General features: G+C 30.2%; 26 protein-coding genes. All 26 read right to left on the bottom strand.

Features of this window, described 5'->3' with window-relative positions; all coding sequences use genetic code 11:
• Positions 1-89: 89 nt before the first annotated feature.
• Positions 90-575 carry a COG2426 family protein gene (locus ACHAJD_RS02535; protein ID WP_435584287.1) on the bottom strand — a complete coding sequence of 162 codons (486 nt, stop codon included), beginning with the start codon at positions 573-575 and terminating at the stop codon, positions 90-92.
• Positions 576-1,832: 1,257 nt separating this feature from the next.
• Positions 1,833-2,798: an SDR family oxidoreductase gene (locus ACHAJD_RS02530; RefSeq protein WP_435584286.1), complete on the bottom strand. Its 966-nt coding sequence runs from the start codon at positions 2,796-2,798 to the stop codon at positions 1,833-1,835.
• 2 nt (positions 2,799-2,800) lie between these two features.
• Positions 2,801-4,093: a nucleotide sugar dehydrogenase gene (locus tag ACHAJD_RS02525; protein ID WP_435584285.1), complete on the bottom strand. Its 1,293-nt coding sequence runs from the start codon at positions 4,091-4,093 to the stop codon at positions 2,801-2,803.
• Between the two features lie 187 nt (positions 4,094-4,280).
• Positions 4,281-4,703 carry a serine O-acetyltransferase gene (locus ACHAJD_RS02520; protein WP_435584284.1) on the bottom strand — a complete coding sequence of 141 codons (423 nt, stop codon included), beginning with the start codon at positions 4,701-4,703 and terminating at the stop codon, positions 4,281-4,283.
• Between the two features lie 2 nt (positions 4,704-4,705).
• Positions 4,706-6,145, bottom strand: coding sequence for an O-unit flippase-like protein (gene wzx, locus ACHAJD_RS02515; RefSeq protein ID WP_435584283.1), 1,440 nt, complete (start codon positions 6,143-6,145; stop codon positions 4,706-4,708).
• Positions 6,126-7,244: a glycosyltransferase gene (locus ACHAJD_RS02510; RefSeq protein WP_435584282.1), complete on the bottom strand. Its 1,119-nt coding sequence runs from the start codon at positions 7,242-7,244 to the stop codon at positions 6,126-6,128. The genes wzx and ACHAJD_RS02510 overlap by 20 nt, the downstream gene beginning before the upstream one ends.
• Positions 7,241-8,626 carry an O-antigen polymerase gene (locus ACHAJD_RS02505; protein WP_435584281.1) on the bottom strand — a complete coding sequence of 462 codons (1,386 nt, stop codon included), beginning with the start codon at positions 8,624-8,626 and terminating at the stop codon, positions 7,241-7,243. The genes ACHAJD_RS02510 and ACHAJD_RS02505 overlap by 4 nt, the downstream gene beginning before the upstream one ends.
• Positions 8,627-8,658: 32 nt before the next feature.
• The gene (locus tag ACHAJD_RS02500; RefSeq protein WP_435584280.1) at positions 8,659-9,735 is read right to left on the bottom strand and encodes a glycosyltransferase family protein; all 1,077 of its coding nucleotides are present in this window, start codon (positions 9,733-9,735) and stop codon (positions 8,659-8,661) included.
• Entirely contained in the window at positions 9,725-11,854 is a 2,130-nt protein-coding gene (locus ACHAJD_RS02495) for a bi-domain-containing oxidoreductase (RefSeq protein WP_435584279.1), read from the bottom strand. Before ACHAJD_RS02495 ends, ACHAJD_RS02500 begins: the two co-directional genes overlap by 11 nt.
• 2 nt (positions 11,855-11,856) lie before the next feature.
• Positions 11,857-12,963, bottom strand: coding sequence for a non-hydrolyzing UDP-N-acetylglucosamine 2-epimerase (gene wecB / locus ACHAJD_RS02490; protein WP_435584278.1), 1,107 nt, complete (start codon positions 12,961-12,963; stop codon positions 11,857-11,859).
• An 8-nt stretch (positions 12,964-12,971) separates the two neighbouring features.
• Complete coding sequence (locus ACHAJD_RS02485; RefSeq protein WP_435584277.1) at positions 12,972-14,195, bottom strand: nucleotide sugar dehydrogenase; 1,224 nt, start codon at positions 14,193-14,195, stop codon at positions 12,972-12,974.
• A complete protein-coding gene (locus tag ACHAJD_RS02480) occupies positions 14,188-16,050 on the bottom strand; it encodes a heparinase II/III domain-containing protein (protein ID WP_435584276.1) in 1,863 nt (620 codons plus the stop codon). The genes ACHAJD_RS02485 and ACHAJD_RS02480 overlap by 8 nt, the downstream gene beginning before the upstream one ends.
• Positions 16,037-17,311: a glycosyltransferase family 4 protein gene (locus tag ACHAJD_RS02475; RefSeq protein WP_435584275.1), complete on the bottom strand. Its 1,275-nt coding sequence runs from the start codon at positions 17,309-17,311 to the stop codon at positions 16,037-16,039. The genes ACHAJD_RS02480 and ACHAJD_RS02475 overlap by 14 nt, the downstream gene beginning before the upstream one ends.
• Entirely contained in the window at positions 17,301-18,179 is an 879-nt protein-coding gene (locus ACHAJD_RS02470) for an NAD-dependent epimerase/dehydratase family protein (protein WP_435584274.1), read from the bottom strand. The genes ACHAJD_RS02475 and ACHAJD_RS02470 overlap by 11 nt, the downstream gene beginning before the upstream one ends.
• Before the next feature lie 18 nt (positions 18,180-18,197).
• On the bottom strand, positions 18,198-18,800 hold the full coding sequence (locus ACHAJD_RS02465) for a sugar transferase (RefSeq protein ID WP_435584273.1): 603 nt from the start codon (positions 18,798-18,800) through the stop codon (positions 18,198-18,200).
• Positions 18,790-19,617, bottom strand: coding sequence for a formyltransferase family protein (locus ACHAJD_RS02460; protein ID WP_435584272.1), 828 nt, complete (start codon positions 19,615-19,617; stop codon positions 18,790-18,792). The genes ACHAJD_RS02465 and ACHAJD_RS02460 overlap by 11 nt, the downstream gene beginning before the upstream one ends.
• On the bottom strand, positions 19,617-20,297 hold the full coding sequence (locus tag ACHAJD_RS02455) for a PIG-L deacetylase family protein (RefSeq protein WP_435584271.1): 681 nt from the start codon (positions 20,295-20,297) through the stop codon (positions 19,617-19,619). The genes ACHAJD_RS02460 and ACHAJD_RS02455 overlap by 1 nt, the downstream gene beginning before the upstream one ends.
• A gap of 15 nt (positions 20,298-20,312) precedes the next feature.
• A complete protein-coding gene (locus ACHAJD_RS02450) occupies positions 20,313-20,933 on the bottom strand; it encodes a winged helix-turn-helix transcriptional regulator (protein WP_435584270.1) in 621 nt (206 codons plus the stop codon).
• Positions 20,934-21,141: 208 nt separating this feature from the next.
• Positions 21,142-21,636: a hypothetical protein gene (locus ACHAJD_RS02445; RefSeq protein ID WP_435584269.1), complete on the bottom strand. Its 495-nt coding sequence runs from the start codon at positions 21,634-21,636 to the stop codon at positions 21,142-21,144.
• Positions 21,623-21,949, bottom strand: a complete 327-nt coding sequence (locus tag ACHAJD_RS02440) for a hypothetical protein (RefSeq protein ID WP_435584268.1) — start codon at positions 21,947-21,949, stop codon at positions 21,623-21,625. Before ACHAJD_RS02440 ends, ACHAJD_RS02445 begins: the two co-directional genes overlap by 14 nt.
• Entirely contained in the window at positions 21,936-22,577 is a 642-nt protein-coding gene (locus tag ACHAJD_RS02435) for a hypothetical protein (RefSeq protein WP_435584267.1), read from the bottom strand. Before ACHAJD_RS02435 ends, ACHAJD_RS02440 begins: the two co-directional genes overlap by 14 nt.
• The gene (locus ACHAJD_RS02430; RefSeq protein WP_435584266.1) at positions 22,558-22,899 is read right to left on the bottom strand and encodes a hypothetical protein; all 342 of its coding nucleotides are present in this window, start codon (positions 22,897-22,899) and stop codon (positions 22,558-22,560) included. Before ACHAJD_RS02430 ends, ACHAJD_RS02435 begins: the two co-directional genes overlap by 20 nt.
• A gap of 7 nt (positions 22,900-22,906) precedes the next feature.
• A complete protein-coding gene (locus ACHAJD_RS02425; protein ID WP_435584265.1) occupies positions 22,907-23,587 on the bottom strand; it encodes a hypothetical protein in 681 nt (226 codons plus the stop codon).
• A complete protein-coding gene (locus ACHAJD_RS02420) occupies positions 23,587-24,438 on the bottom strand; it encodes a hypothetical protein (protein WP_435584264.1) in 852 nt (283 codons plus the stop codon). The genes ACHAJD_RS02425 and ACHAJD_RS02420 overlap by 1 nt, the downstream gene beginning before the upstream one ends.
• Before the next feature lie 12 nt (positions 24,439-24,450).
• Positions 24,451-25,227, bottom strand: coding sequence for a hypothetical protein (locus tag ACHAJD_RS02415; RefSeq protein WP_435584263.1), 777 nt, complete (start codon positions 25,225-25,227; stop codon positions 24,451-24,453).
• Entirely contained in the window at positions 25,227-26,342 is a 1,116-nt protein-coding gene (locus ACHAJD_RS02410) for a hypothetical protein (protein ID WP_435584262.1), read from the bottom strand. Before ACHAJD_RS02410 ends, ACHAJD_RS02415 begins: the two co-directional genes overlap by 1 nt.

The following is a 26,342-nucleotide window of genomic DNA, read 5'->3' as shown; positions in this document are numbered from 1 at the left end:
CCTCTTTCTAACCATGTTATTTACTTCATTATAGCAAATAATTCCTAACCTATTCTTAAAACACTGTTAAAGCATTAAAAAAAGCGTCATTAGATAAAACTAATGACGCCCATTGAAATAATTAATATAAGGATTGCAGCAACTAAGTTTCCTAAGATAATCGCAACCATAGATTTCTTAAAATCCATCTCAAATATAGCCGCAGCCAGTGACCCACTCCAAACCCCTGTCCCAGGTAATGGAATAGCCACAATAATAAATAAGCCTATATACCCATACTTTTCTATTTTCTCACTATGCTTTCTTCTATTACTATGAACAATTCTATCAATGAGTCTTGCAAAGAATTTATTCTTTTCTAATAGCTTAAACACTTGATGAATAAACAATATAATAAAAGGCGCTGGAATTAAAGAAGCAGGATAAGTTAATATAAATGTCCTTAAGGGTTCAATCCCAAAGACTAACCCTACAGGGATTGAACCCCTAAGTTCAATTAAAGGAACCATTGATATAACAAATACAATGAGTTCATTACTTAAGAAGTCTAATAAGTTAATTACAAAATCTGTCATATCTATTGCTCCTTTGTTCTGATGTATTAAAAATGTGTTTTTTATTTCGACTGTTTAAAAGGTCTTTTCATAAAAGCAAATCACAAATCCTGCCTTGAGGGGTATTCAACAACTGTCTGTTTCTATGAAAATCTGCACTTAGAACTGTCGATATCTTTGCAACTGTTACATCAAGTAGATCAAAAAGCGAAGATTTTTTCTCGTAAAATTATAGTCTCTTTTTGTCTTGATAAAGACCAAATCATACTATTTTCGATAAGTCAAGATGTTTCCACAAACCGGATTGCCTTGAGGGGTATTCAACAACTGTCTGTTTCTATGAAAATCTGCACTTAGAACTGTCGATATCTTTGCAACTGTTACATCAAGTAGATCAAAAACGAAGATTTTTTTCTTGGGAAATGATAGTCGTTTTTTGTCTTGGTAAAGACCAAATCATACTATTTTTGATATGTCAAGATGTTTCCACATTCCAAATTGCCTTGAGGGGTATTCAACAACTGTCTGTTACTATGAAAATCTCTACTTAGAACTGTCGATATCTTTGCAACTGTTACATCAAGTATATCAAAAACCAAAGATTTTTTTCTTGGAAAATGATAGTCGCTTTTTATCTTGATAAAGACCAAATCATACTATTTTCAATATGTCAAGATGTTTCCACATTCCGGATTGCCCTGAGTCTTTACTTTGAACTGTCGGTCATTATGAAACCAATGTACGTGGCTATGAAATGTCTCAACTAAGACGTTAAAGTCACTTTTTGTATAAAAATTATTTTTTCCAAAATCAATGAAAAATCAGATAATTTTAGTAATTATATAATGGGACCCTTGACCCTTTGAGATAGACTGTCAAAAATAGAATATGCAATTGTTATGAAACAGATGTACGTTGTATGTACGTGGCTATGAAAATAAAATATATATCTTGCCCTGAGTCTTTACTTTGAACTGTCGGTCATTATGAAACCAATGTACGTGGCTATGAAATGTCTCAACTAAGACGTTAAAGTCACTTTTTGTATCAAAATTATTTTTTCCAAAATCAATGAAAAATCAGATAATTTTAGTAATTATATAATGGGACCCTTGACCCTTTGAAGTAGACTGTCAAAAATAGAATATGCAATTGTTATGAAACTGATGTACGTTGTATGTACGTGGATATGAAAATACAATATATATCTTGCCCTGACCCTTTACTTTGAACTGTCGGTCCTTATGAAACCGTTCACGTTGAATAAATTTACTCGTGTTATAAGTTGTTTTTGTACCAATCAATTGCCAGCTTTATACCATCATAAAACGAGTGTGTTGGATGATATCCAAGAATTTTTCTTGCTCGAGTAATGTCTGCATTACTATGTGGAATATCACCTGGACGTATTGACCCATATTTTGGTTCGATCCAAATATTTAGTGAACTATTTAATTCTCTATACAATTCATTTAAAGTTACTCTGCCACCAAAAGCAATATTGTAAGATTTCCCCAATGATTCTTTATCACTTAAGCACGCTTTTAAATTTGCATCTATAACATTTTGAACATAAGTAAAATCTCTAGAGTAAGTTCCATCACCATTAATAGTGGGCTGTTCATTATTTAATAACTTTTTGATAAATATTGGAATTACCGCAGCATAAATTGAATTTGGATCTTGTCTCTTACCAAATACATTGAAATATCTAAGCCCAATTGTAGGAAACGAATATAGTTCGTAAAATAATCTACCATATTCCTCATCTATATGTTTGGTTAAGGCATATGGAGATAATATTTTCCCCTCAACACCTTCTACTTTAGGTAAAGTTGGATGATCGCCGTATACAGATGAACTTGAGGCATATACAAATCGTTTTACATGAGAATTTCTTGCTGCAAGCAACATATTTAAGTAACCATTTACATTAACATCGTGCGATGTATATGGATCAGCTATTGATCTTGGAACTGAACCTAAAGCTGCTTGATGTAAAACATAATCGATATTTTGAACAGCATTAATGCAAGTTTGCTTGTCTCTAATATCCCCATTAATAAAACTGAAATTGGAATTATCTATAAAGGACTCCATGTTTTCTTTTTTACCAGTTAAAAAATTATCCAAGCCTTTAACTTTATAACCTAAACTAAGGATGTATTCAGTTAAGTTTGAACCAATAAAACCAGCACAGCCGGTAACTAAAAACTGAGTATTTTTCGGAAAATTGTAAGACATAATTATAACCTCCAAATATCAAACTTATTGTCATAGCTATTTCTTAGAAGAATTGATTTGACATCGATTAGAGTAAATTTATCTAAGTTAGTCTTATATAACTTTTTATAATCTGCTGATAGTAGAGTTTCATATTCTTTATGTGCAACAGCAATAATAACTCCATCAACATCATTAATTTTGTTTAATTCAACTAAACCAACGCCATATTCTCTTTTTGCTTCGATACTATTCGCGATGGGATCAGTAACAAGGACCTCTACTCCGTAATCGTTAAGCTCATTAATAATATCAATCACTTTTGAGTTCCTTAAATCAGGACAATTCTCTTTAAAAGTCAATCCCATAACAAGAACTTTTGAGCCTTTGATTGTAACCCCATTTTTAATCAAGTTCTTAATTGTTCTCTCCGCAATGACTTTACCCATACCATCATTTAGCCTTCTTCCCGCTAATATCATTTGAGGATGATAACCAATTGTTTGTGCTTTATATGTTAGATAATATGGATCCACTCCAATACAATGTCCACCAACTAGACCTGGTCTAAAATTTAAGAAATTCCACTTTGTTGCAGCAGCTTCTAAAACTTCTAAAGTATCAATATTCAGTTTATCAAATATGATTGATAACTCATTCATAAATGCGATATTTAGATCTCTTTGAGTGTTTTCAATCACTTTTGCTGCTTCAGCAACTTTTATAGATGAAGCTTTATATACTCCAGCGTCAATAACTATCTCATAAATTTCTGCTATTTTTTCTAGACTTTCATCATCACAACCTGAAACTACTTTTACTATAGTTTCAAGTCTATGAACACGGTCACCTGGATTTATTCGCTCTGGTGAGTATCCAACTTTGAAATCTCTACAGAATTTTAACCCAGAAATTTTTTCTAGAATTGGTACACATACTTCTTCAGTTGCTCCTGGATACACTGTTGATTCAAAAACAATGTAATCACCTTTTTTTAAATGTCTTGCTACTAAATTTGTTGCCCCAATAAGAGGAGATAGATCTGGAACTTTATCATCTCTAACGGGTGTTGGGACCGCAATGATAAAGAAGTTTGAATTATTTAAATCATTCTCATCATTTGTGAAAATTATATTCTTAACCTGTGATAATCTAGTATTTCCGACTTCTTTTGTAGGATCTATACCTTCATTGTATTGTTCTATTTTCTCTTTACTAATATCAAAACCTATAATGTCTTCTCCCCGCTCTGCAAATGTTACAGCAATTGGTAATCCAACGTATCCTAAACCTATAACAGAGATTCTATTTTTCATTTGTCTCCTCCTATTTTATATTCTAAATAATTAAATTAATTTGAACTTATCAACTTTTACATGAGATTTATACAGAAATGAAATATGGATTTTATCCACTAAAATGACTTCTAATCTTATTCTTTTACGAAATAACGTTTAGTTATTCCATCATTATATTTAAATCTAATAAAATCTCAAAGTTTTGTTAATCATTTTTCAACAATACCCTACTTTTCTGGCCTACAACTGTTGCATTATCTGGAATATCATCAAGTACAATTGTATTTGCTCCTATCTTAACATTGTTGCCTATAACAATATTTCCTAGTATAGTGGAATTTGCACCAACGATAATTTCATTTTTTAGAACCGGAGGACCTAAATTATTTCTACTACCAATAGTTACATGTTGATATATTTGACATTTATGTCCAATTATTGCTCTTGGATGTACTACAACTCCCAAACCACCATGGTGAAATTTAACATCCTTAAAAATCTTGACAGTGTAAGGTATTTCGGCAGAATATAATATTCTAATAGCTCTTGTTATCATTTTTGGAATAAGTGGGATTTTCCACTTATAAAATCTATACGATAATCTCTGTAAAAACAATAGTTTACTCAATTTTATTTGCCTCCTTTAATTACTTTTTTTAACATTGATATTATATCAAATAATAAGACCGTAAATGAGCTAATATACATTGTAACTATCGATTGATTGTTCATATTAGCTACGTACTTAGGCCATTTCCATGCGTTATAAATAATTTGCATCCCTAATTGGATTGATAACAATGCTGTTAAATTAAATTGATTTGGGAAAAATCTAGCTAATAAAAATGAAATCAAAACAGTTGCAATTCCAGTCAACAAGTATGATCCGAACATAGGTATTTTATTATCAGCTATAATATACGAACTACATATTTGGTGAAATGAAAAAATATATACAAATATCAATAAAATAAGTAAATTGATGCGACTAACTAAGTAAGTGTTAGAGTTAATTATACTTAAGAAAAAGTTACCGAAAAGTATAATAGTAATTCCTCCTGAAAAAATTATTAGTGCCTGCACTGCAATTGAATATTTCATTTTCTTATATGCTTGAACATTATTCTTTTTAACCTTTAAATGTATAATCTTAGGTAAATATATATTAAATAAAACATTTCCAATAGTTGCAGTTAATGTTAAAATTTGAATAGACAGTCCTAAACTAGCAGAAACAGCTAAACCCAAAAAAGCTGAAGTCAATAAAATAATTACTTTATCTGATAGATAATTTGCGATTGATATTGCACCTTGGCGAAAGGCATTTGGCCACATTATGTATATAACTTGTTTAAATTCTCTATAATGAATCTTTTTAGAGAAGAAATTGTACGAAGTACCAAGATATTTTTTAAAATAGTGCGCTGCAAATAACCTCAATGAAGCTGATCCTGCAAAAAAAGCTATCGAAACAGCTAGTAAACCATAACCCATGTATAAACCTGCGATGGCAATAACAAGATTGATCATTTTTGAAAACACCATAGATTTATAAGATTCTTTTATTGCGCCTATACCTTTTAAAGATGGTAACCAATACCCTAAGAAAATATTGAAAAAAATAGCGAGGATATAGATTATCCAAGGGAGCAGAATAATCCTAATAGCAATACTCTCTTTACCAACGTAAAAAATGTATAAAGTTCCAAAACTGGCTAATAATGCTAGGACTACAATCCCAATTATAAAGTAGAAAAATCTGGCACTTTTGATGACTTTATTGGTTAGTATCAAATTAGGTTCATTTTGATATTCTCCAATTGGTTGATTAAACCTAGGTAAATCTTTTGCTCCACCCCAGCCGTATGCAATATTTCGAGTAATAGTATTTTTAAAACCAAAATCAAGTAGATTAGCTAAACCACCAATTGCAGTGAATGTATACCACATACCCAGCTCAATATTAGGCAATAATTTTAGAACAAACGGTAGCAATAGTATGTTGACACCTAAATATAGAAATTGACCAAAATAACCCCAATAAATATCTTTATTTATTCGATTTTTCATTTTTAGCTCTATCTATGATTTTGTCAATATAATTCTTCCATTTATTATATATATCTTTTTCATTATAAACATCTTTAACTTCTATTGCTTTAATTGACAGTTTTTCAGAAAAAACTGGATTTTCCACTAAATAAACCATCTTTTTTGCTAAATCAATGTAGTCTTCATTTCTAAAAAGAAGTCCTCTATCTGAATTATTTGTTAAAAGTTTGGTTCCACCAGATGGACAATCCGATGATACAGTAGGAACTCCTTGTGCTAAAAATTCTAATAGAATATTTGGTATTCCTTCCACTCTTGAGGGCAAAACAAATATTTTCGAATCTCGCATTTCCCATGAAACATTTGACCTATAACCCATAAAAAACACCTTGTTTTCTATTTTTAATTTTCTTGCTAGATCTTTATAACGTTTACTTTTGTAATAATCACCAAATATTAAAAGCTTATAATCATGGTGTTTCTCTAGAAACAAAGCAAAACCTTTTAGTAAAATATCTATTCCTTTACGATGTTCAAATCTTGCAACAGCACTAACAACTATGTTTTTTCTATTCTCGAAAGCAATATGGTCTGATTGTTCTAAACTTTTCTTCGGTATATAAGGATTGTGTATGATAATACCTTTCTTGCTTATTTTATGTGAAAAATAATTCTTTGCATCTTCTGTTTGAAATACCACTCCAGAGCTAGAATTATATACAACTTTACTTAAAAACTTTATTTTTCTTGACACTTTAGACGGCGCTGTTCTTTCAGAGCAAAGAAGAGGGACATCCCTTCTTCTCTTTGACAATAGAGTGATAATTGCATCGTATACATTAAAGGTAATAAACAATTCCGAATCATCATTTTTTAATGTTGTTCGTAAGAATTGTATTTTTTGTATGAATCTAAACAGTTTAAATCTTTTCAAACCTTTAGAATTGATTGTAAGATTCAATCCTTTTGTATTAAAATCAGTGTTTTTCACACTTGGTGAAAGAGATATAACATTAATATTGTAGCCATCATTAAACAATTTGGTTGCCAAAAAATCAACATTTTTTTGCACACCACCAACTCCTAATTTTTGTATAACAAAAGTAATATTCTTCATCTTTTTTTAATCCTTTTCGTTTGAGTTTTATATACAATAATAGGTACAATTGTTACAATGATAACAGTTCTAAAAATTTCAAAAAATGATGCTCTAACTAGATTGAGTATCAAAGGGAAAAGAGAATAATACAATACAATCTTTAAAAGATCGTTTTTCATTTTACTAAAATGCATAATTTTTGATATAAACATATAAAACAACAACAAGAATACAATATAAAACAATCCAAAGTTAGCATATGAATCTCCAATTATACTACCTCCTGTAGGAATATTGGTAGTACTATATAAGTAATTAGATATAGATACCTTCTCAAAAAATCCAGGTAGAAGCCACCCGATAGGAAGAATGGAAATAATTGATCCGACAAAACTTAAACCATATTGGTAATTTATTATATTCGGTATATATTTATACACTTGAGCAACAGAAAAAATAGAGTACCCAAAACTTCTAAAAACTCTATATATAATCCCATATTCACTTCCATAATTAGTGATGAAACTGTTCAAAGTAAATTCGTTAAGTCTAAGTTCACTTAAAATAGTTAAAACATCAATAAACAAAATAGCAAAGATGATATAAAAAATTGTTTTAAAAGTAAACAATTTAATATTAGTGAGATACATATGAAGAGCTAATATACTCAATATTGATAATGTTTGGTATCTTCTATCTCCAGTAAAAATCATAATAAGAATAAAATATGCAATGGATGTTAATAATATTGTCTTGTAACTTCGCTTATGACTCACAAATAAAAATACTAAAATAAAGATTAAAGATGGTAAAAATAATTTAGCTGGCTCTCTAAATAAGCCAAAAGTACTATTTAAAGCAGAATACGATTGTGAAAACTGAACAAGCAATATCGCTCTTATATCTTCGAATAATCTAAACGGTAAGGATATTAAAAACAGAATTAACCCGGTATTATATAGTGCACTAATATTTTGCTTTTTAATCAGATTAAAATCTTTAATAAAAGAATGTTTTTGCTTTGTCAAAACGAAAGAGACAAATACTGTCATTATACCAGCTAAAACTATTAAACTAGAATTATACAGTATTTTATTATCAAAACTATTTAAAAGATTCCAATATATATTATCATCTAATTCTAAAGCATTTAAATAAATGCGTCCAAACATAAATATGTGCAAAAGAACAATTGATATTATTTGATATTCCCAAACTCTAAATTTTTCAAACTTAAGAACTATCACTTGAAATATTAGCGAAAAAAACGAGATTACAGATATTGTTTTTGACCAATTTTCTAAAAAATAATTATTGTTAACTAAAAAATAACATAAAAAAATATACGCGATAAGTAACAATATATATAAATAATTACCAAGTTTAATTGAAAATTTCATTGTAAAACCACCTATCTTATCAATTATTACAATCAATCCTCTTTATTAATTAAACAACTCGTTATAACTGATTTAAATGTTTCTTCATCATTACTTACAATCTCTAAAAAATTATTACATCTTATTTTGAAATCATTAAAATCTATTTTTATGTAACTATCATAAACAAAATCAGGAATTCTATTAGCTTCATAGTCAATAACAAATCCAAGGTTATATTTATTAACAATTTCTGACATATATGTATCCTTATCAACAATTAATGGAATATTCAATTGAACACCATAATACAACTTATTAGATAACGCATAGTCTAAATATGGATTATTGTTACCATATGTATTTAGTATTATGTCAGTTTCTAAGTAGAAATCAATTGTTTTTTCTTTGACAAATCTTCCAATTAATTTAACGTTCTTGATTGATTCTTTTTCTACAAATAACCTTAAGTTTTCTGATCCTCTTCCAATAAATCTTAACTCGAATCTATTGTCGTTTTTAAATATGTTTATTATTTTTTTGAATTGCTCAATAAATCTAATACTACCAATACATGAAATTATGATTTTTTCACTTCTTGGCTTAGGGTTATCTTCTTTTTTTGGATATTCGAATTTTGTTGACGAAATATTATGCGAGATAATATAGTTATGTTCTGGTAAAAAGTTCCTATATGCTTGCGAAGTAATGACAGTTTGAAGAGAGTTTTTTACTAAGTTACTAATAAAATAGTACTTTACTTTATTTCTTTCACCTGAATAATCTCTAATATCTAAAATATATTTGTTTCTATAATGTTTTAATAGATATTTATAAATCAAAAGACCAACTTGAGTTGGAAGAATTATTAATTTATCATATTTTTCTTTTTTAAGTACTTTAATTATATATCTTCTATATTTTAAATACCCTTGCAGTTTCTTAATTTTGGATTTATTATATGTTAAATTAAAAGCAAATTTGTGAGCTGTTTTTCCTTCAAATAATTCATTGATACTGTGTTGATCCCAATAAATAATATCCATGTCATTCGATATATCTAAATATTTGTGGAGACTACTAATATTAAACAAATTCCGTGTGGTTATTAAGCATATTTTACTTTTCATTTGGTGTCAACTCTATTGAATTTTCAAGAGACATCATTAATTGTCGATGATTATTGAAAGTAGAATTAATGTATATATTTTTCTGGTTTCCAACTAAAACATTATATATGAAGTCATATTCTTCAAGAAATCCCTTGTTTTGTCTTAGCTTAGATTTATTTTTTGAAATAGTAGAATATTTAACCAACTTTAAATAGTTTGTCATTTCGAATGTTTTCCCTGTCGAATGAACAACTAGTTTCTCTTTTGGGAATTTTTTTGATCCTACAGAAGTATATATTATCGTTCCAACTGAACCATTGCTAAAAGAAATAGTCATTACTGCATTGTCTTTGGATCCATTATCATTTTTTGCATATGTAGTTATGATGTTTGTAATATCATTACCTTCTAAAAATTGTAAAGTATCTACAAAATGAATAGCTTCACCAATAATGCGTCCACCACCGATATTCTCGTCTTGATTCCAGTTATCCTTTGGTATATGACCAGCATTACATTGATAATTATAAATGTTTGAAGATGAAGTACTTATATCTTTTTTTATCTGCCTTATAAATGGTGAATGTTTTCTGTTCAGGCCTACAAACAATTCACCTTTGGACAATGAATATGCTTTTTCTATTTGATTTAGCTCTTCCATATTCAAGCAAAGTGGCTTTTCACAATAAACATTTTTGTTATTATTAAGTGCTTCAATAACAAATGCTGCATGTGAATTATGTGCTGTAGAGATAACAATTAAATCTATACTATCATCAGCTAATAAATCACTATAATTATTTGTTGCATAATCAAATTTATACATTTTTGTTGTTTGAGCCGAACTAATCCCACCCGTAGTAGCTATTGATCTAAAATTAAATTTTTTCGATTTCTTCATATTCTTTAAGAGCGTACTTCTAGCAAAAGCTCCTCCACCAATAATACCAATACTTATATTATCTGGGTTTAATATCGGTTTTTTGTTTAATATAATTTTATCATCATTTTTGCTTTCGCTTTCTAAATAATTAAATAATATTCCAATATATTTCTCATTGTTTGGATTATTAGTGATTAAATTGTAAGCATCACTGGACTCTTTAAAATCATATATATGAGTTATTAAGTCTGTTAAATTAATTTTGTTGTTTTCTATTAATCTTATAAACTCTTCGATGTTTCTACCTTCAGTGAAACGAACATGACCTATAGGATAATCAATTCCCTTTTCTTCGTAGTTTAAATCATATCGTCCAGGACCATATGATCTTGCCATTGTGAAAGTTAATTCTTTTTCATAGAATGGACGTCTATCCAGTTCCATTTTTGTAACACCAATCATACAAATAATTGCTTTGTCTCTAGCTATTGCAGCAGCAATATCCACAGGATCGTTACTTGATGTAGAAGCCGTGATAATTACTTTATCTACACCCCTATGTTTTGTAAGTGAATTTACAGAATCGATAAGATTTTTGTCTGTAGTTAAAATAAAAGCTTTCAATTTTGTATCTAACAATTCTTTGTTATTTATATCTAGTCCAATCACATCACAACCATATGCATTTAATATTCTTGCAGTGATATGTCCTAATAAACCCATGCCAATAATTGCTACTGTTTCACCAGGTTTCACATCTGACTGGTGTATTCCCTGTAAAGCTATTCCTCCTAATGCAGCAAAAGCTGCTTGTTTAATAACTTTTTCATCGTTTGATACTTTTGTTATTAAATTTTTATTGACTCGATTAATCTCTGAGTGATAAGCTTGTCCAACCATAGCTACAATGTCACCTACAAAATACTCAGATGTATTTTTACCACATTCTATTATTCTACCAACACCAGTATATCCAAGAGGCATTGGCTCCTCTAACTTATTAAAAGCCGCTTCAATAGTTGTTAAGAGTCCGTCAGTAGATATTTTTTCTAATACTTTTTTTAGCTGGTCTGGTCTTTCTATTGCTTTTTGTAGTAGATTTTTATTACCAAAAGATGCTAAAGATCTTTCAGTTCCTGCACTAACTACTGAATACAACGTTTCAACTATGACATAATTTTCTTTTGCAGTGGGTTTAGGTGTTTCAATTAACTCAACATCTCCACTCTTTATATTTAAAAATAATTGTTTCATTCCTATACCTCTTTCTTTTCAATTTGCAATATATCTGCTATTCGTTTCGATGCATTTCCATCTCCATAAGGATTCGATGCTTTACTCATTGCATTGTATACATTAATATCATTTAGTAATATCTTAAAGTTGTTATAAATAGTTTCTTCATTTGTTCCTACTAATTTTAATGTGCCTGCTTTTATACCCTCAGGTCTTTCTGTGGTATCCCTCATTACTAGGACGGGTTTCCCAAGACTTGGTGCTTCTTCTTGAATACCACCACTATCAGTTAAAATTAAATATGATCTTGCCAAAAAGTTATGAAAATCAATAACTTCTAATGGTTCGATTAATTTCAATCTATCCATATTACCAAATATCTTTGCTGCAGTTTCTCTAACTAGTGGATTTAAATGAATTGGATAAATTGCTTTAACATCATCATACTCATCAAGAATCCTTTTTATTGCTTTAAACATATTTTCCATAGGTTTACCGAGATTTTCTCTTCTATGCGCAGTTATCATAACTAATCTAGAATCAGAAGCCCAGTTTAGTAAATCGTGATCATATTTATCATTAACAGTAGTTTTCAATGCATCAATAGCAGTGTTCCCCGTTACATAAATATCTTTTTCACATTTCCCTTCTTTAATAAGGTTTTCTTTTGAAATATTAGTTGGAGCAAAATGGTATTTTGCAATAATTCCAACTGCTTGTCTATTAAATTCTTCAGGATAAGGTGAGTAAATATTGTATGTTCTCAACCCGGCTTCTACATGTCCTACAGGAATTTGCAAATAAAAACATGCGAGACTTGTAATAAATGTTGTTGATGTATCACCATGTACTAAAACTACATCTGGCTTTACTTTCTCGAGAACATCTTTCATTTTATCTAAAATAGATGTTGTTATATCAAACAAAGTCTGTCCTTTTTTCATAATAGATAGATCATAATCAGGTACAACACTGAATGCGTGCAGTACCTGGTCCAACATTTCTCTATGTTGTCCAGTTACACAAACGATAGTCTCTATAGAATCTCTAGTTTTTAACTCATTAACTAAGGAACACATTTTTATTGCCTCAGGACGAGTACCAAATACAACCATTATTTTCTTCATACAACCTCCTAAAGTTTGTAAATGTCATTTTTATCTTTTACAATATTTTTCGTATCAAGAATCTTCATGTCGTTTATAAGATTTAAATTCTCTTTTATCTCATCATGTGCCACCATAATAACTAATATGTCAATTTCTTTTAAGAAAGTATCAAGACTAAAGTATTGGTTTTCAACCATTTTCTCTTTAATATAAGGGTCATAAACTTTAATTCCATACGATAAATTCTCTTCTAATTTTTTTAACAACTGCAACGTTGGACTCTCACGGACATCATCGACATTTTCCTTATAGGTTAAACCATAAAGTCCTACACGTGAAACATCCTTTATATTTTGTTCTTTCATAATAGAACTAATTCTTTTCAAAACATGTGAAGGCATAGAGTCATTAATTTTTCTGGCTGCTAATATAAGGTTTGTTAGATCAGGATAATCGCCAACCAAAAACCATGGATCAACAGATATGCAATGACCTCCAACACCTGGACCTGGCTGTAGTATATTTACCCTTGGATGTTTGTTTGCTATTCTAATTATCTCATACACATCCATATTATCTGATCTACATATTTTAGCTAACTCATTTGCAAAAGCTATATTCACATCCCTAAAAGTGTTCTCCACAACCTTTGACATTTCAGCTGATCTAATGTCTGTTAAAACGATTTCCTCTTTACAAAAAGTAGCATAAATATTCTTTACTTCTTGTGCTACAACCATAGAGTCGGCTCCTATAGTTCTTGAATTGTACACTAATTCATAGATCATATTACCTGGTATAATTCTTTCAGGAGCATGAACCAAGTGAATGTCTTTTCCAATGATGTATCCTTTTTCTTCAATCACTGGTCTGATATGCTTATCTATAGAACCAGGAGATATTGTAGATTCAATAATAATCACAGCACCTTTATCAGCGATTTTCATTATGCTTTTCACTGCACTTATTACGTATGTGGGATCTAATTTTTTACTTAAATGCATAAAAGGTGTTGGTACTGCAACTATATACATGTTAGTATTTTGATAATCAGTTGTAAACTCAATGCCATTTGAAACAGCATCAGTAAATAGTTCGTTTAGACCCTTTTCTTCAAAAGTCAAAATATTATTATTCAATTTTTCAACGAGTTTAGCATTCAAATCTGTACCGACAACTCTATTTCCATTTTTAGCCAAAATAAGTGCTGTTGGTAATCCTATGTAGCCTAATCCTATAACATTAATCATTTCTATTCTCCTTACTTTCTATTCTAAATTTAAATTTTTGTTCATTATTATTATTATCTATAAAAATTATTTGATAAGCTTTTATTTGTTGCATATAATATTTGCTTTGGTATATTTCTTCAACAATAACTTTTAAATCTAGTGAATATTCGATATATAGAGTAAACTTATCACTAGCCTCGATTTTAATTTTTCCATTTTCTATAATTGGCATTAAAGGTGTATGAAAATAATAACTAATTTCTTTTTCACTTGTTAATACCTTATCCTTCAAATAAAAGTAGTCATTTGCAAATTGCAATTGTCTAACATGTGTATAATTGTTTATAAATATACATTCGCCAATAAAATTATAATCATCTAATTTCAATATTCTTGATTTGCTCCTATTAAGTACCATAAATTCACTGATTTTATTCATTTGTTCAATATCTATATAAGGAACGTTATGTGCTGCTGTTTTTGATAAGTTTTGTCCTAATTTACTAGCATAACTATATGTGCCAGAATCTGACAACACATTTACACCATCAACCCATAAGTCCAAATGTAGTTGATCCATATGTGCTGGCCTTGACTTATATTCTTGAAGTGGAATAAATACATGATATTTATCAAACCTATACACATAGTGACCTATGTTATTATAATGATTAGTTTCTCTTCTTAACTCCTCTAGAACTATGTTTGACTTAATATTATTCCACAATAATTCCTCATCATAAATATTATTCATGTAAAGTTTTTTATTATTTATTTTTGCATATAATGCATTTATCATCGGTCTATAATCGGAATAATCAGAATTAGAAACCGGGAATATTAAAGCGCCATCATTTGATCCATAATTAGGAACCTCGCCAGATTTATTTTGTAAATTATAGAGTTGTAACAAACTTTTAGTTAGTATATGAGTGTTTTTTAAATCACTAATTTCAACTTCTTTTAAATTGAAGAAATGTTCAAATAACTGCAAAGTAAATCTTTGATAATTAAATGAGTATTGAGTAAAGCCACCATCGTTTGTAAACTGCTTTGTTATTTCTTTATCCAATAGCGTAATTGACTTTACTAATTTCCGTTTTGAACAAATTAACTTGCTTCCTATAACAAGGCCAATGATTTCAGTAAAAGTATGATTGTTTTTTATACATCTATGTGCATAATAAAAATTAGATAACACTTTTTTATAACTACCTTCACAAATGGCTAAAACATTTTCTTCATCATTGTTGTTTGCCAACCCTACCTCTGCAAAATATTTATAACTTAAAAGAACATTAATCATTCTCAATGTAGCTTCTTGTCCACATTTGTAGTTGGGACCATAACCATATTTGTTTGTCTTTATCCAACTACTCAGTTGGGTAGAAAATGCATTATAATATTTAATATCCTTTGTAAGCATGTGAGCTCTTATTAAAATAAACAAATGCTTAAATCTTGATGGTTCCCAGACAATCTTAATATCACCAATAGTTCTATCAAAATCTTTGATTTGAAACCATTTTTTGTTCAAATCATAGGTTTTACCTGTTGTAGGATTATAGTTCCACTGAATTGGATTTCCATAATCATATAATGTAGATTCAAATGCATATATTAAACCATTTATTGCATTGTCTGCATTAAAAATTATTTTATCCTTTTCGCTACTATCAAGTTTACTAAGGAAACTATTAATTGGCGTAAAATCTAAATTGAATATATCTAATTTTTTTATATGAACTTTTTTTTCAAAAACAAACGATAGAACAGGAAATAAGTTTAATGCTTTAAGTTTAAGAATATAGGAGAATCTAAAAACAGTCCAAATTAGACCAAATTCCTTAATAATCAATCTAAGTTTTTTCATTAGCAACATTCCTAATAGTTTCTTCAAATTTTCTTGATAAAACATTATAATCATATTCTTCAGCTGCTTGTCTAGCATTATTTGACATTAAAGTGTATTCCTTAGTAGACAGCTTCATTATTGAAATTATAGCGTGAGCTAGTTTCATAGGTTCGTGTGATTCAATTTCAAGTCCACAACTATACTTTTCGATAATAGAATATCCCATTTTAACTGTTGAAATTACTGGTTTACGAGAAGCTAAATACTCAAACAACTTATTTGAACTATTTCCTCTTGACCAATCATATAGATTATCAGAATAATTTAGCAAATTTATATTAGAGTTTGATAGTATACTAGGGATTAAACTTCTATTTACATAGCCTTTAATTCTTACATTATCTATATTTTCTCGAATTATCCTCTGCTGAAGTCTTTCTCTTTCGGTACCTTCACCATAAATTAGAAACAAAACCTTTTCTTTAGTAAGGAGTTTTGCGGCATCTAAAATGAAATCAATATCATTTATTTTTCTTAATGCACCTGTATAAACTATTTTAAATTTATTAGATGATAGATCAGGATCTTTTAAGACTATTTTAGTATCTATTTTCTCATCAAAATCAGTCAGATTAATACCATTATTGATATAAACCGTTTTATCAAGTAGTATTGCTTTTTTACCTCGATGCCATTGCCTGTCAATAATATATTGACAATCTCCCTCTTTAAGAAATATTAATGCACTAGAATAATAATAAATTTTTTTTTCGATTGACAATAAGAATTTACCTAATAGCGATCTTTCAGAAAGTTTGCCTGATTGGAAGATAACTTCAGGCCAAAAATCTCTGATTTCTGAAATCAATGGAACTGACATTTTTCTTGATAATTTCATCCCTGCTAGTAATGTTAACAGATGAGGCGATGAAGCAACGATAACATCTGGATAGCCAATTTCATTAATTAAATGATTCTTTAGTGATAACAATCTAAAATAATAAGAAAACATATTAAGTAATCTTCTAAATCCTTTGTTTCCATTTACAGTTTTTAAATAAACAAAATTAGAGTGCTGATCAGTTTCAACAATGAATTTAGTATTATTCTTTATTAAATTAGTATCACTAAAATGCAAATATGATGAAGCTATTGTAGAAATAATGATATTATTCGATTTAAGTTCTTTAGCAAACATATATGGCCGAAATAAACCATTATATTTTGGGGTTACAGCATAATGGTGCAATAACCACACGTTCAAACTCTTATTTTCCATTTTCTGATACCTCCGTCATTTTTCTGCTGTCCTCAAATGAGAAAATATTGTAATATGTTTTATATTTCTTTTTCATCCCGTGTGGACTTCCAGGCATATCATATGAATACTCTAGATTTCCTAATACTTTTGAAAAATTTTTTGACAAAGGAATGAATACTTTTGATATGTTCAAAATTCGCGTTCTCATTGTATTCTTTCCAGCATATTTACGAATATTGAAAATTAAATTGGATAATGAAACATACTCATCATTTTGAGGGAAGCTGATTCCACAAATCTTACATTCAATAATATTCATCAAAAAATTACATAAGTTATCAATATAAATCAAACATCTGCTATTATTAAATTTAGGTACAAAAGTCATCGATTTTGCAAATCTACTTAAAGTAACATAATTGCCCATACAATTGTGATTATAAACCATTGGAGGTCTTGTAATATGAAGACAGAATGTGTTACTAACAAGATTTAACAACATATTTTCTGCTTCCAACTTTGATTTAGCGTAATTTGTTTTTGGATTTAAGTTAGTCCATAAATCTACATATCCCTTTTCTATGCCGTATATACCCATAGTACTTAATAAAATAAACTGCTTAACTCTAACAAACTTTGTTTTTTTTGCGATTTCATATGTTAAATCCCTATTAACTTTATGGTAAAGATTTTTATTTTTTTTCTTAAAATGAACAATTGCTGCTACGTGTAAAACAACATCATAAACTGAAAAATCATGCTTTTTCCATGAGTCGTCTTGAACATCAATAGCCTCAACTTTATATACGTCTGACCATTGACTCACCCATTTTTCAAATGAAGTTCCTATGTAAATATCTTTACCTGTTATAAGAATTTTTGTCATGTTATACTTCCTTTACGACTATACTAGTGGCTTATCTTTGAATCTGTCTTCTCCCAATATAACCACAAGAATTGTTCTAATAATTATTTTAACGTCTAAAATAAATGAATAATGCTCTACATAATATACGTCATATCGATACCTATCTTTTAAAGTTAGGTAGATATTTCCACTGACTTGTGCTAATCCAGTAATACCTGGTCTAATGTTCAATCTCTTAGATATCTCCTCATTATATTCTTCTAGTGATGCAATGCGTTCAGGTCTTGGACCAACTAAACTCATATCGCCTTTAAGAATATTGAGCACTTGTGGAATTTCATCGATTTTAGTTCTTCTAAGAACTTTACCAATTATTGTGACTCTATCATCGTCACCTAGTACTTCTTTACCCTTGATCATTTTTTCTGATCCCGGTTTCATTGTTCTAAATTTATAAACTTTAAATATTTTTTTGTTTTTCCCAGGTCTATCTTGTAAAAAGAAAACTGGACCTCTAGAGGTTAATTTTATTAATATTGCGACTACTAACCAAATCGGTAAGAAAATAAGTAAAACTGAAATAGAAAATACAAAGTCAACAGTTCTTTTCAAAAATAATTGACCCCACTTACTCTTCATGTTCTAAAACCTCATAATCTATTAACTCCAAATATCCGTCTTTTAATTTAATGTCACCAACATTTTTATTCTTCGATGCACTCCAGATAACTATTTTACTGCTATTTCTAATAAAGAATGCTCCCGGATAAGGATGGGTCGTCCCCCTAACTAATGCATGGGCTTCATCCATTGTCATTGCCTCACTTATTTTTCCATCTTTAGGTTTTCTACCTGGCCATTCTGTAGCTAATTCATCATCTTGTTTTATTGGACTTATGTTATCAGAAATAATATCAAACCACTTATCTCTAATTAACTTAGTATGCATGGCATTTACTTTATCGTATAGTTCAGTAGCAATAATATCATTGCTAAGTTCTATTTCACCTTGTGTAATGATATCACCTGTGTCTACACCTTCATTAAGTTTAAACATGGTAACACCTGTTTTATCCAGTCCTTTTATGATAGCCCAAGGAATCGCTGCTCTACCTCTTCCAATTGGAAGCAGTGTTGGATGCATACCTATACACCCTTTTTTTGGTGTATTCAATAGTTCACTTTTTGCGATTTGAGACCATCCAATGATAAATAACCAATCGATATCATATTTGACTAGCGCTTCAATAACTTCTCTATCATTGACATTATAAATTTTCAATAACGGTACATTGTTATTTGCTGCTATTTCATCTAGATAAATGCGCCCTGACTTATCAGCTGCTTTATGATCCTTTAGTGTAATTAGTAAATCTAGTTTTCCACCAATTTTATAAATTTCTTCTATACAACTTAGTCCAATTTGCACACATGTAACGAATGCTGTTTTGATCATTAAAAACCTCTCCTAAATACACTCTCGAATGCTTCAGCGTAATAAGTTCCTGATTGCCCACCTCGATAAGCTGCTAATCCTTTAATAAATTCATCACTTCTTGGGTGAGGAAATGGTCTCATAACACCTCTATATAAAGATAGAGCAAACACTTTTTTTTCTACTGCATCTTTTCCAACTTCGATAAATAGATTCGGATTGAAAGCATTCATAGCCTTATTAACAGACCATTCGGTAGATGAAGGAACTTCCATAAATAACAATTCTTTAATTGGTTTAACTTTAGAATTTCTTTGAAATAATCTTATAGCTGCTTGTGTTGCTATTGAAGTGTGTAAGTGATCATTGTTTGTATCAGCCGGATGATGTGTTATAACTACATCTGCTTCTGAATCAATAATTGCTTTTTCGACGAATTGCACTAATTCTAAATGATTGACGTTATTAAATTTAATGTTAGGAAATGTACCCTTAAAAGTGTTTTTAACACCTAGAAAATCTAATGATGACTGAACATCATGATCTAATTCATTGAGTTCAGGGCGACCTTTTCTTGCTTCCACATGACCAGACATAATACATACATCTACTCTATGTCCTTCGTTAGATAGTTTAAACATAGTGGCCCCTGCACCAAGCACTTCATCATCTGGATGGGCAACAACAATTAGATAATTCATAAATTTAATCCTCCATTAATCAAAAAACTGTGTGATTTTATTTTTGGGATATTCTATTGATAGTAAGTTTTTCAGTAAAATCTTATGATGTTTATAGCTTGAAACAAGAATAGAATCGTGATCATAGTTAATAATGTCCTCTTTTGAAATGATTACTTTGTTTAAAAGTAGTGAATTGCGCTTATCATTATCATCATCAACAATGGCTACAACATTTATTTTGCAAGTGGGTGTCTCATTTATTACTTTTAAAATAATCTCTGCAACTTCCCCTGCTGGGTATAGAAGGATACTTCTGTATCCCTTTTTAACTAACTCGTTTAAAAATTCTAATATATTATTAGTTGCAGACTGATAAACTGACTGAGCTGATTTTAAATACCAGATGTTAAGAAGTTTTCTTCTCTCCACACCTTTTTTAGTGACAAAATACTCTACATGCTTCGTAGAGTGTTTTTTTCTTTTAATAAGTCCATTTTTCTCATACTTGTCAACGTAGCTGTTTATCATTGAGACTGCTACACCAATAGTCTTACTAATTTCTCTTTGTGTAATATTAGCATCTTTTTCAATAAGATCTAAAATCATAAATTCTTTGTATAAAAGTGTTGGTTTGAAAAACGAGTTATCACTCATGACTTCACCGTCCATTGTTCGATAATTGAATAATTCTATTTTATATGATTGAATTATAAATTACAAGGGTAAATGGGATTTTTTGTTAAAAAAACGAACATTTATTTCATAAGAGTTTCTAATGTTTCAAACATAATCTTTAAAAATACAAAAAAGCCATTGTGTGATTTTACTCATACAATGGCTTAATATAGTTTATTGATATATTCTATTTGCTTTGTATCAAAAGCTTTTCTGCAATAATTTTCTCAGCTTCAGATAAAGTGGATTTACCTTGCATCTTATTGCTGAAGGAAATATAGTCATCAATGATTGCCTCAATCTTACTTTGATTATCTTCTACGAAATGAATTGCTTTTTCAGTTGATCCAGTGAGATTTGAAACCCACTCACTAAGTCTTCCAATAACTGCATGCTTCTTATCATCACCATTTAGGTATGCTTCACCTTTAGATTTTGCAAGCTGATTCTTTTCCTCAACAATCATAATAAATTCTTTGATGGTTTTCTGAACCGCTTCATCAAAAACAATGTCTTTAGCTTTAGAGATAAGTTCAGATACAACTTCAGAAGATTGTTTTATATCATCTTTAACTTCTTTAATAACTGAGGAAAGGCTTTTATTTTCTTTAAACTTTGAAGTGATGTATAAAGCTAATAAGGCGATATTAATCACGAGTAAAATGATTTCAAGTGTTGTCACTGTTTTGTCCTCCTAGACGTTTATATATATTAACTTGTGAATCTTCTAGCCTAGATACACGGTGTTCAAGGATATTGACATCCTTTTTTAAAGTCCTAATATCTTGGCCATGCATTTCTAATAAATTCAGCATTTTGACATTCTGCCTATCTATTTTCTGTAAATTCGTTAAAATTTCATCATTGCTCAATTTGCTTTTCTTATCCTGTCTGTTGAATTGCTTTATAGTCGTTAAAATAACTACAACCATGGTTACAATCCAATAGATCAGGTTTTCCATTCTAAAAAATGTGATTAAATTATCCCAGTCCATCATCTATCATCCTATCTCTGTATTCTATTAAGTATTGAAGCTCAGCTTCCAGTTCCTCAAGATAGCTTTGTCCTATCTTGTTATCCCAATTATGTTTATAGTCCATCATTTTCGAATACCAAGGTTCTGGTACCGTTAAATTGTAATGGCCAGTCTCATCATAGTTATCAATCATACCTCTCAAACGAAAGATATGATAATGTGACTTTAAGTTTTGATTGATTTCAAATCGCATTTTTCCATAATCAATCTGGGCTTTTAAATGTTTTAGCATGAATTCCTTTGAATCACAGTTTTTAATATGCTCTAATTCATCTACAAATGAAGAATCAAGATAAATCAGATTTGAATCAATGCTCATTAAGTTATCTGCACTCGCTCTGTGGTATGAAGTAATTGATTCATCAAAATGCTGTCTTTGGATAAAACGTTCTTTTGAGAATACAAACAAATCAATCTTATCAAGATTTAAATGAATATTTCCATTAAAGTTATCAAGAACAACTGTGATATCTTCATCACTTTCATCATCTTGTATGCCGTATGCGATTGAACCACCATAATAAACAAGTAATAGCTTTGAAGTAGGAAAAAGCCCTTCTATTTGACTAAGTAACTGGTTCTTCATTATCTAATGTCTCTACTTCTAAGATGGAATCTACAACTTCAAAATCATCTGCCGCGTCTTCAAAACCTACCACATTTTCTTTTAGCCAAAGATAGCCACGTTCAATCGGATTCGTTTCTAAAAATGTATTAAAATCACTTTGTGGTATTTCGATATCAATCTCTTCAATAGGTTCACTATGATTTTGCCGTGCTTCTTTTGATAGATAGGTTGCGACACATAAAACAATGTTTTTCCTTGAATAACTGATATTAAATGCTGTAATTCGATGATATGAAGCCTGTACTCCAAACTTGGTATCTAATTCTTTTATAATTGCCACATGATCCCTACTTTCTTTTCATTCTATATACCGTAATCGATAGACTATCTGGTGAACCAAGATTTAAACCGGTGTTGATATAAATTTGTCCAAGATTACCATTAACAGAATGTACAAAATCGCATGATTTAACCGTCGTATCACTTTGTCCTGATAAAGTCGTTACACTTTTTCCATATGCATTCCATTGAGCGATATTACTTAAAGATGCATTAAAGGTAGGTGACAAATCAAATGAAATCACTTTTGTAATTCCGCTTGTTATAGTTGATCCTGATTCATAGCTGTCTTCGATATATTGAATAGTTGAATTTTTTGCACTTCTCGTTTGATACACACTGCTTTCTGTACTTGCATGATAGTTTAAATAGCTACCAAGTAAAGTTGACGATGCTGCAGTCCTGTAGTAGAAATAGGTGTCCGAAGTATCTACTGATGTACCATAAGTTGAAGAAATAATATGAAGCTTGTAGACATAATTTGGATCAAAAGCATAATTTAAGGTATGTGTATAAGCGTAACCTTCATATGAGTAAACGAGTTCTAATTCTCCACCAATCTTAACAACTGAAGATGGTGTTCTTGCATAGAGAGCATTATTGTTATAATCAAACGCTAATTCTCCTAAATAATTAAGTTGTGCAGTCGTGGGTTTAGCTGTTCCTCTTTTAACCCTAATAATCGCCATTAATACGTTCCACCATCAATAACAGATGAAGGTTGTAATACTTTACTTGAATCAATGCCAATTGAATACTTAATCATATGTGGTGTGTAATTGGAATCGATGACTTGATTTATCTTTAATCCACTGCCAATGACAGCTGCATCAAATGCTGCTTGTGATAAAGAGAAATCAGATCCTGCACCACTAACCACGCGTGAGTTCATAATGTTTGCGATAACGTTTCGTTGTGTTTCTGTTAAGTGAAGGTTACTTGCAACATGGGTATTATAAGTTGATGATGCAACACCGCCTAAACCTGCAAGCGTAATTGAAACTGCACCAGTCGATCCATTGACGCTCGTTACTGCATCGGTTGGTGTTAAAAGTTCTTGCCAGTTTGCAAGCGTTGAATATGGAGATGCCTTTAGGATAAAGGATTTGTTTAAATCGGTTCTAACCGCAACGTCACCTTCTTGAGCTGCTGATAAAGCTAGCATTGCTGTTTGTGAAGCAACTACAAACGTATTTGTCATCGCAATCTTTGGAACGACACTATCAGCTAGTTTTCCGTTCGCATCAAGTATTGGCACATTGCCATTTCCTGTTCCTGTATTTTTAGTTGCAGCTGTTCCTAAGCCTAAAGCTGTAATCTTTGTATCAATTTGTGTATCTACCTTGCTTGTAGATGGAATTTTTAGATAATCACTATCTGCAAGTGGTACGGATACTGATGCAGTTTTATCTGCCTTTGCAATATAGAGATGCTCACCAGTAAAATCAACTAATGGTTCACCGGCTTTTACACTACCGGTTGTTCCAACGAGTGGACCTGTCCCAGCAGAGGTTCTTCTTTTAATTTGAATTGTTGCCATAGTACTTCCTCCTTATTTTTTTAAGTAAGCTGATGTAATGTTGTGCATTGTGTTCCCACAAGATAATGTGACAACACCATTTTCATAAACCACAGAAAGCGAATAATCTCCTCCAGCATATCTGTAGTTCACATTTCTATTTGAACCAATATGAATAAATAGACTATCGCCTGGAAAACTAATTACTGTCGTATTATTGATAAACACATAAACTAATGATTCCATAAGTTCCGTTGAACTTGTGCCAAAGAATTGATAGACACCATTTGATACTTTGGTTAATGTCTTTCTTTGCGGTATATATTTAACTAATAACCTTTGTTCCAGATTATTAATGATCGTTTTTGGACTTAAAATAAACTTCCTTTGATAGGCTTGATTTAAAGTCACAGAGGTTGTTGTTTTGGTATAAGCACATAATACAAACTCATAAAGTCCATCATTATTAATTAAATTGGTTAGCGTCAAAGAAGGATAGCCACCTGTTTGTTCTTTTAAATAAAGGTTTACCTCATTATTTGATGTATTAACACCTAAAATCACATAACCACTTTTACTTGAGTCTGGTGTCACGCCAATCGTTGTTTGATTTTCCATATAGATGACTCTCCCGTAGATTGAAACATAACCATCTTGAAACGTAATTGTATTGTTGGCTAGTGTCATCGAGCATTCATTCTTTAGACTCTTTAAAATACCAACATCATATGAATTAAAGAAATGATATAAATCTGCATCGATTTTTGCAGTGACATTCCCACCTTCAAATGTAATTTTTTGTAACCCCATTAGAATTCACCTCCATCTAAATCTGTATTCGTTATTGAAATATGACTCACCTGTTGTGATTTAGCTTTACTCAATAATTGCACCTTTTCTGTTAATTTCACTCGGTATTCACCAAGTGTGACCTTTGCAACTTTGAGTGTATCCTTAAAAACCAGTCCAGTTACAACCGTATCATATGTTTTTTTATTATGTTTAAACGAAATATAATCTCCCAAATTAAAGTTCTTAAATGGGATAAAAACTTGATTATTCAAATCTAGATTAAATGTAATCTGGTGATCAAGCTTTGAAGTTACCATTTCACTTCTTGCCTTAGTTTCTAACGTTTCATATTCATGATCACTATAGATAAATGTTTTTGTCATCACTGCTTGATAACGCAAGACATGATTCATATCTGTTGTGATATTGCCATCTGTTAATAAGTAAAAAACCATACTTGAGGTATGGAGTTGATTATCACTTCTTGGATAATAAATGACCTTATTAATAACTTGGCTAGATGAATCATTCGTTTCTACATTTAAAATAGAGGAAAAATTACTCTTCATGACCAGTCCTTCTTGGACATTTACGATCTTAAATAATATATGAGTGATTCTACCTCTTAGATAAACAACTTCTGTTTGAAAACTAATCCCATAGCTTTTTGAAACAAGCTCGAATATCTTTGAAATGTTTTCAACTTTATCAGCCTCATAGGTCAGTGATCCAGTAACACTGGCTTCTTTTTGAATCGTTAAGTAATCTAAATTCTGCAAGGTATCTGGATTTGTTTTGAAGTGTGAAGAGATGAGTTGATACAGATAATCTATTAAATCCCCTGTAAAACTTGTGACTAAGACATCCAAGTTGAAGATCTCTCTAAAATCAAGTGTTCTAATAATTGTTGAATGATCATCTTTTTGTTCGATACTTTCTAGTATTCCAATATATGAAAATTCATCATTCTTGGCGATAACTATATCGCCAATTGAAGTCTCAATATTTGTCTTGTTTAGCTTAAAGCTTGAACGTTGAATGAGAACCATATCTAGGATAATTTCATATGCTTTACCAACTGGTGCATTGTCCTTATAGCCTAATGTTTTACGATCTAAAAATATGACTTTCAT

Source organism: Liberiplasma polymorphum, assembly GCF_043951795.1.
Classification (GTDB): domain Bacteria; phylum Bacillota_I; class Bacilli_A; order Izemoplasmatales; family Izemoplasmataceae; genus Liberiplasma; species Liberiplasma polymorphum.
Note: the sequence above shows the minus strand (reverse complement) of the source record. Positions and strands in the feature narration are given on the sequence as shown.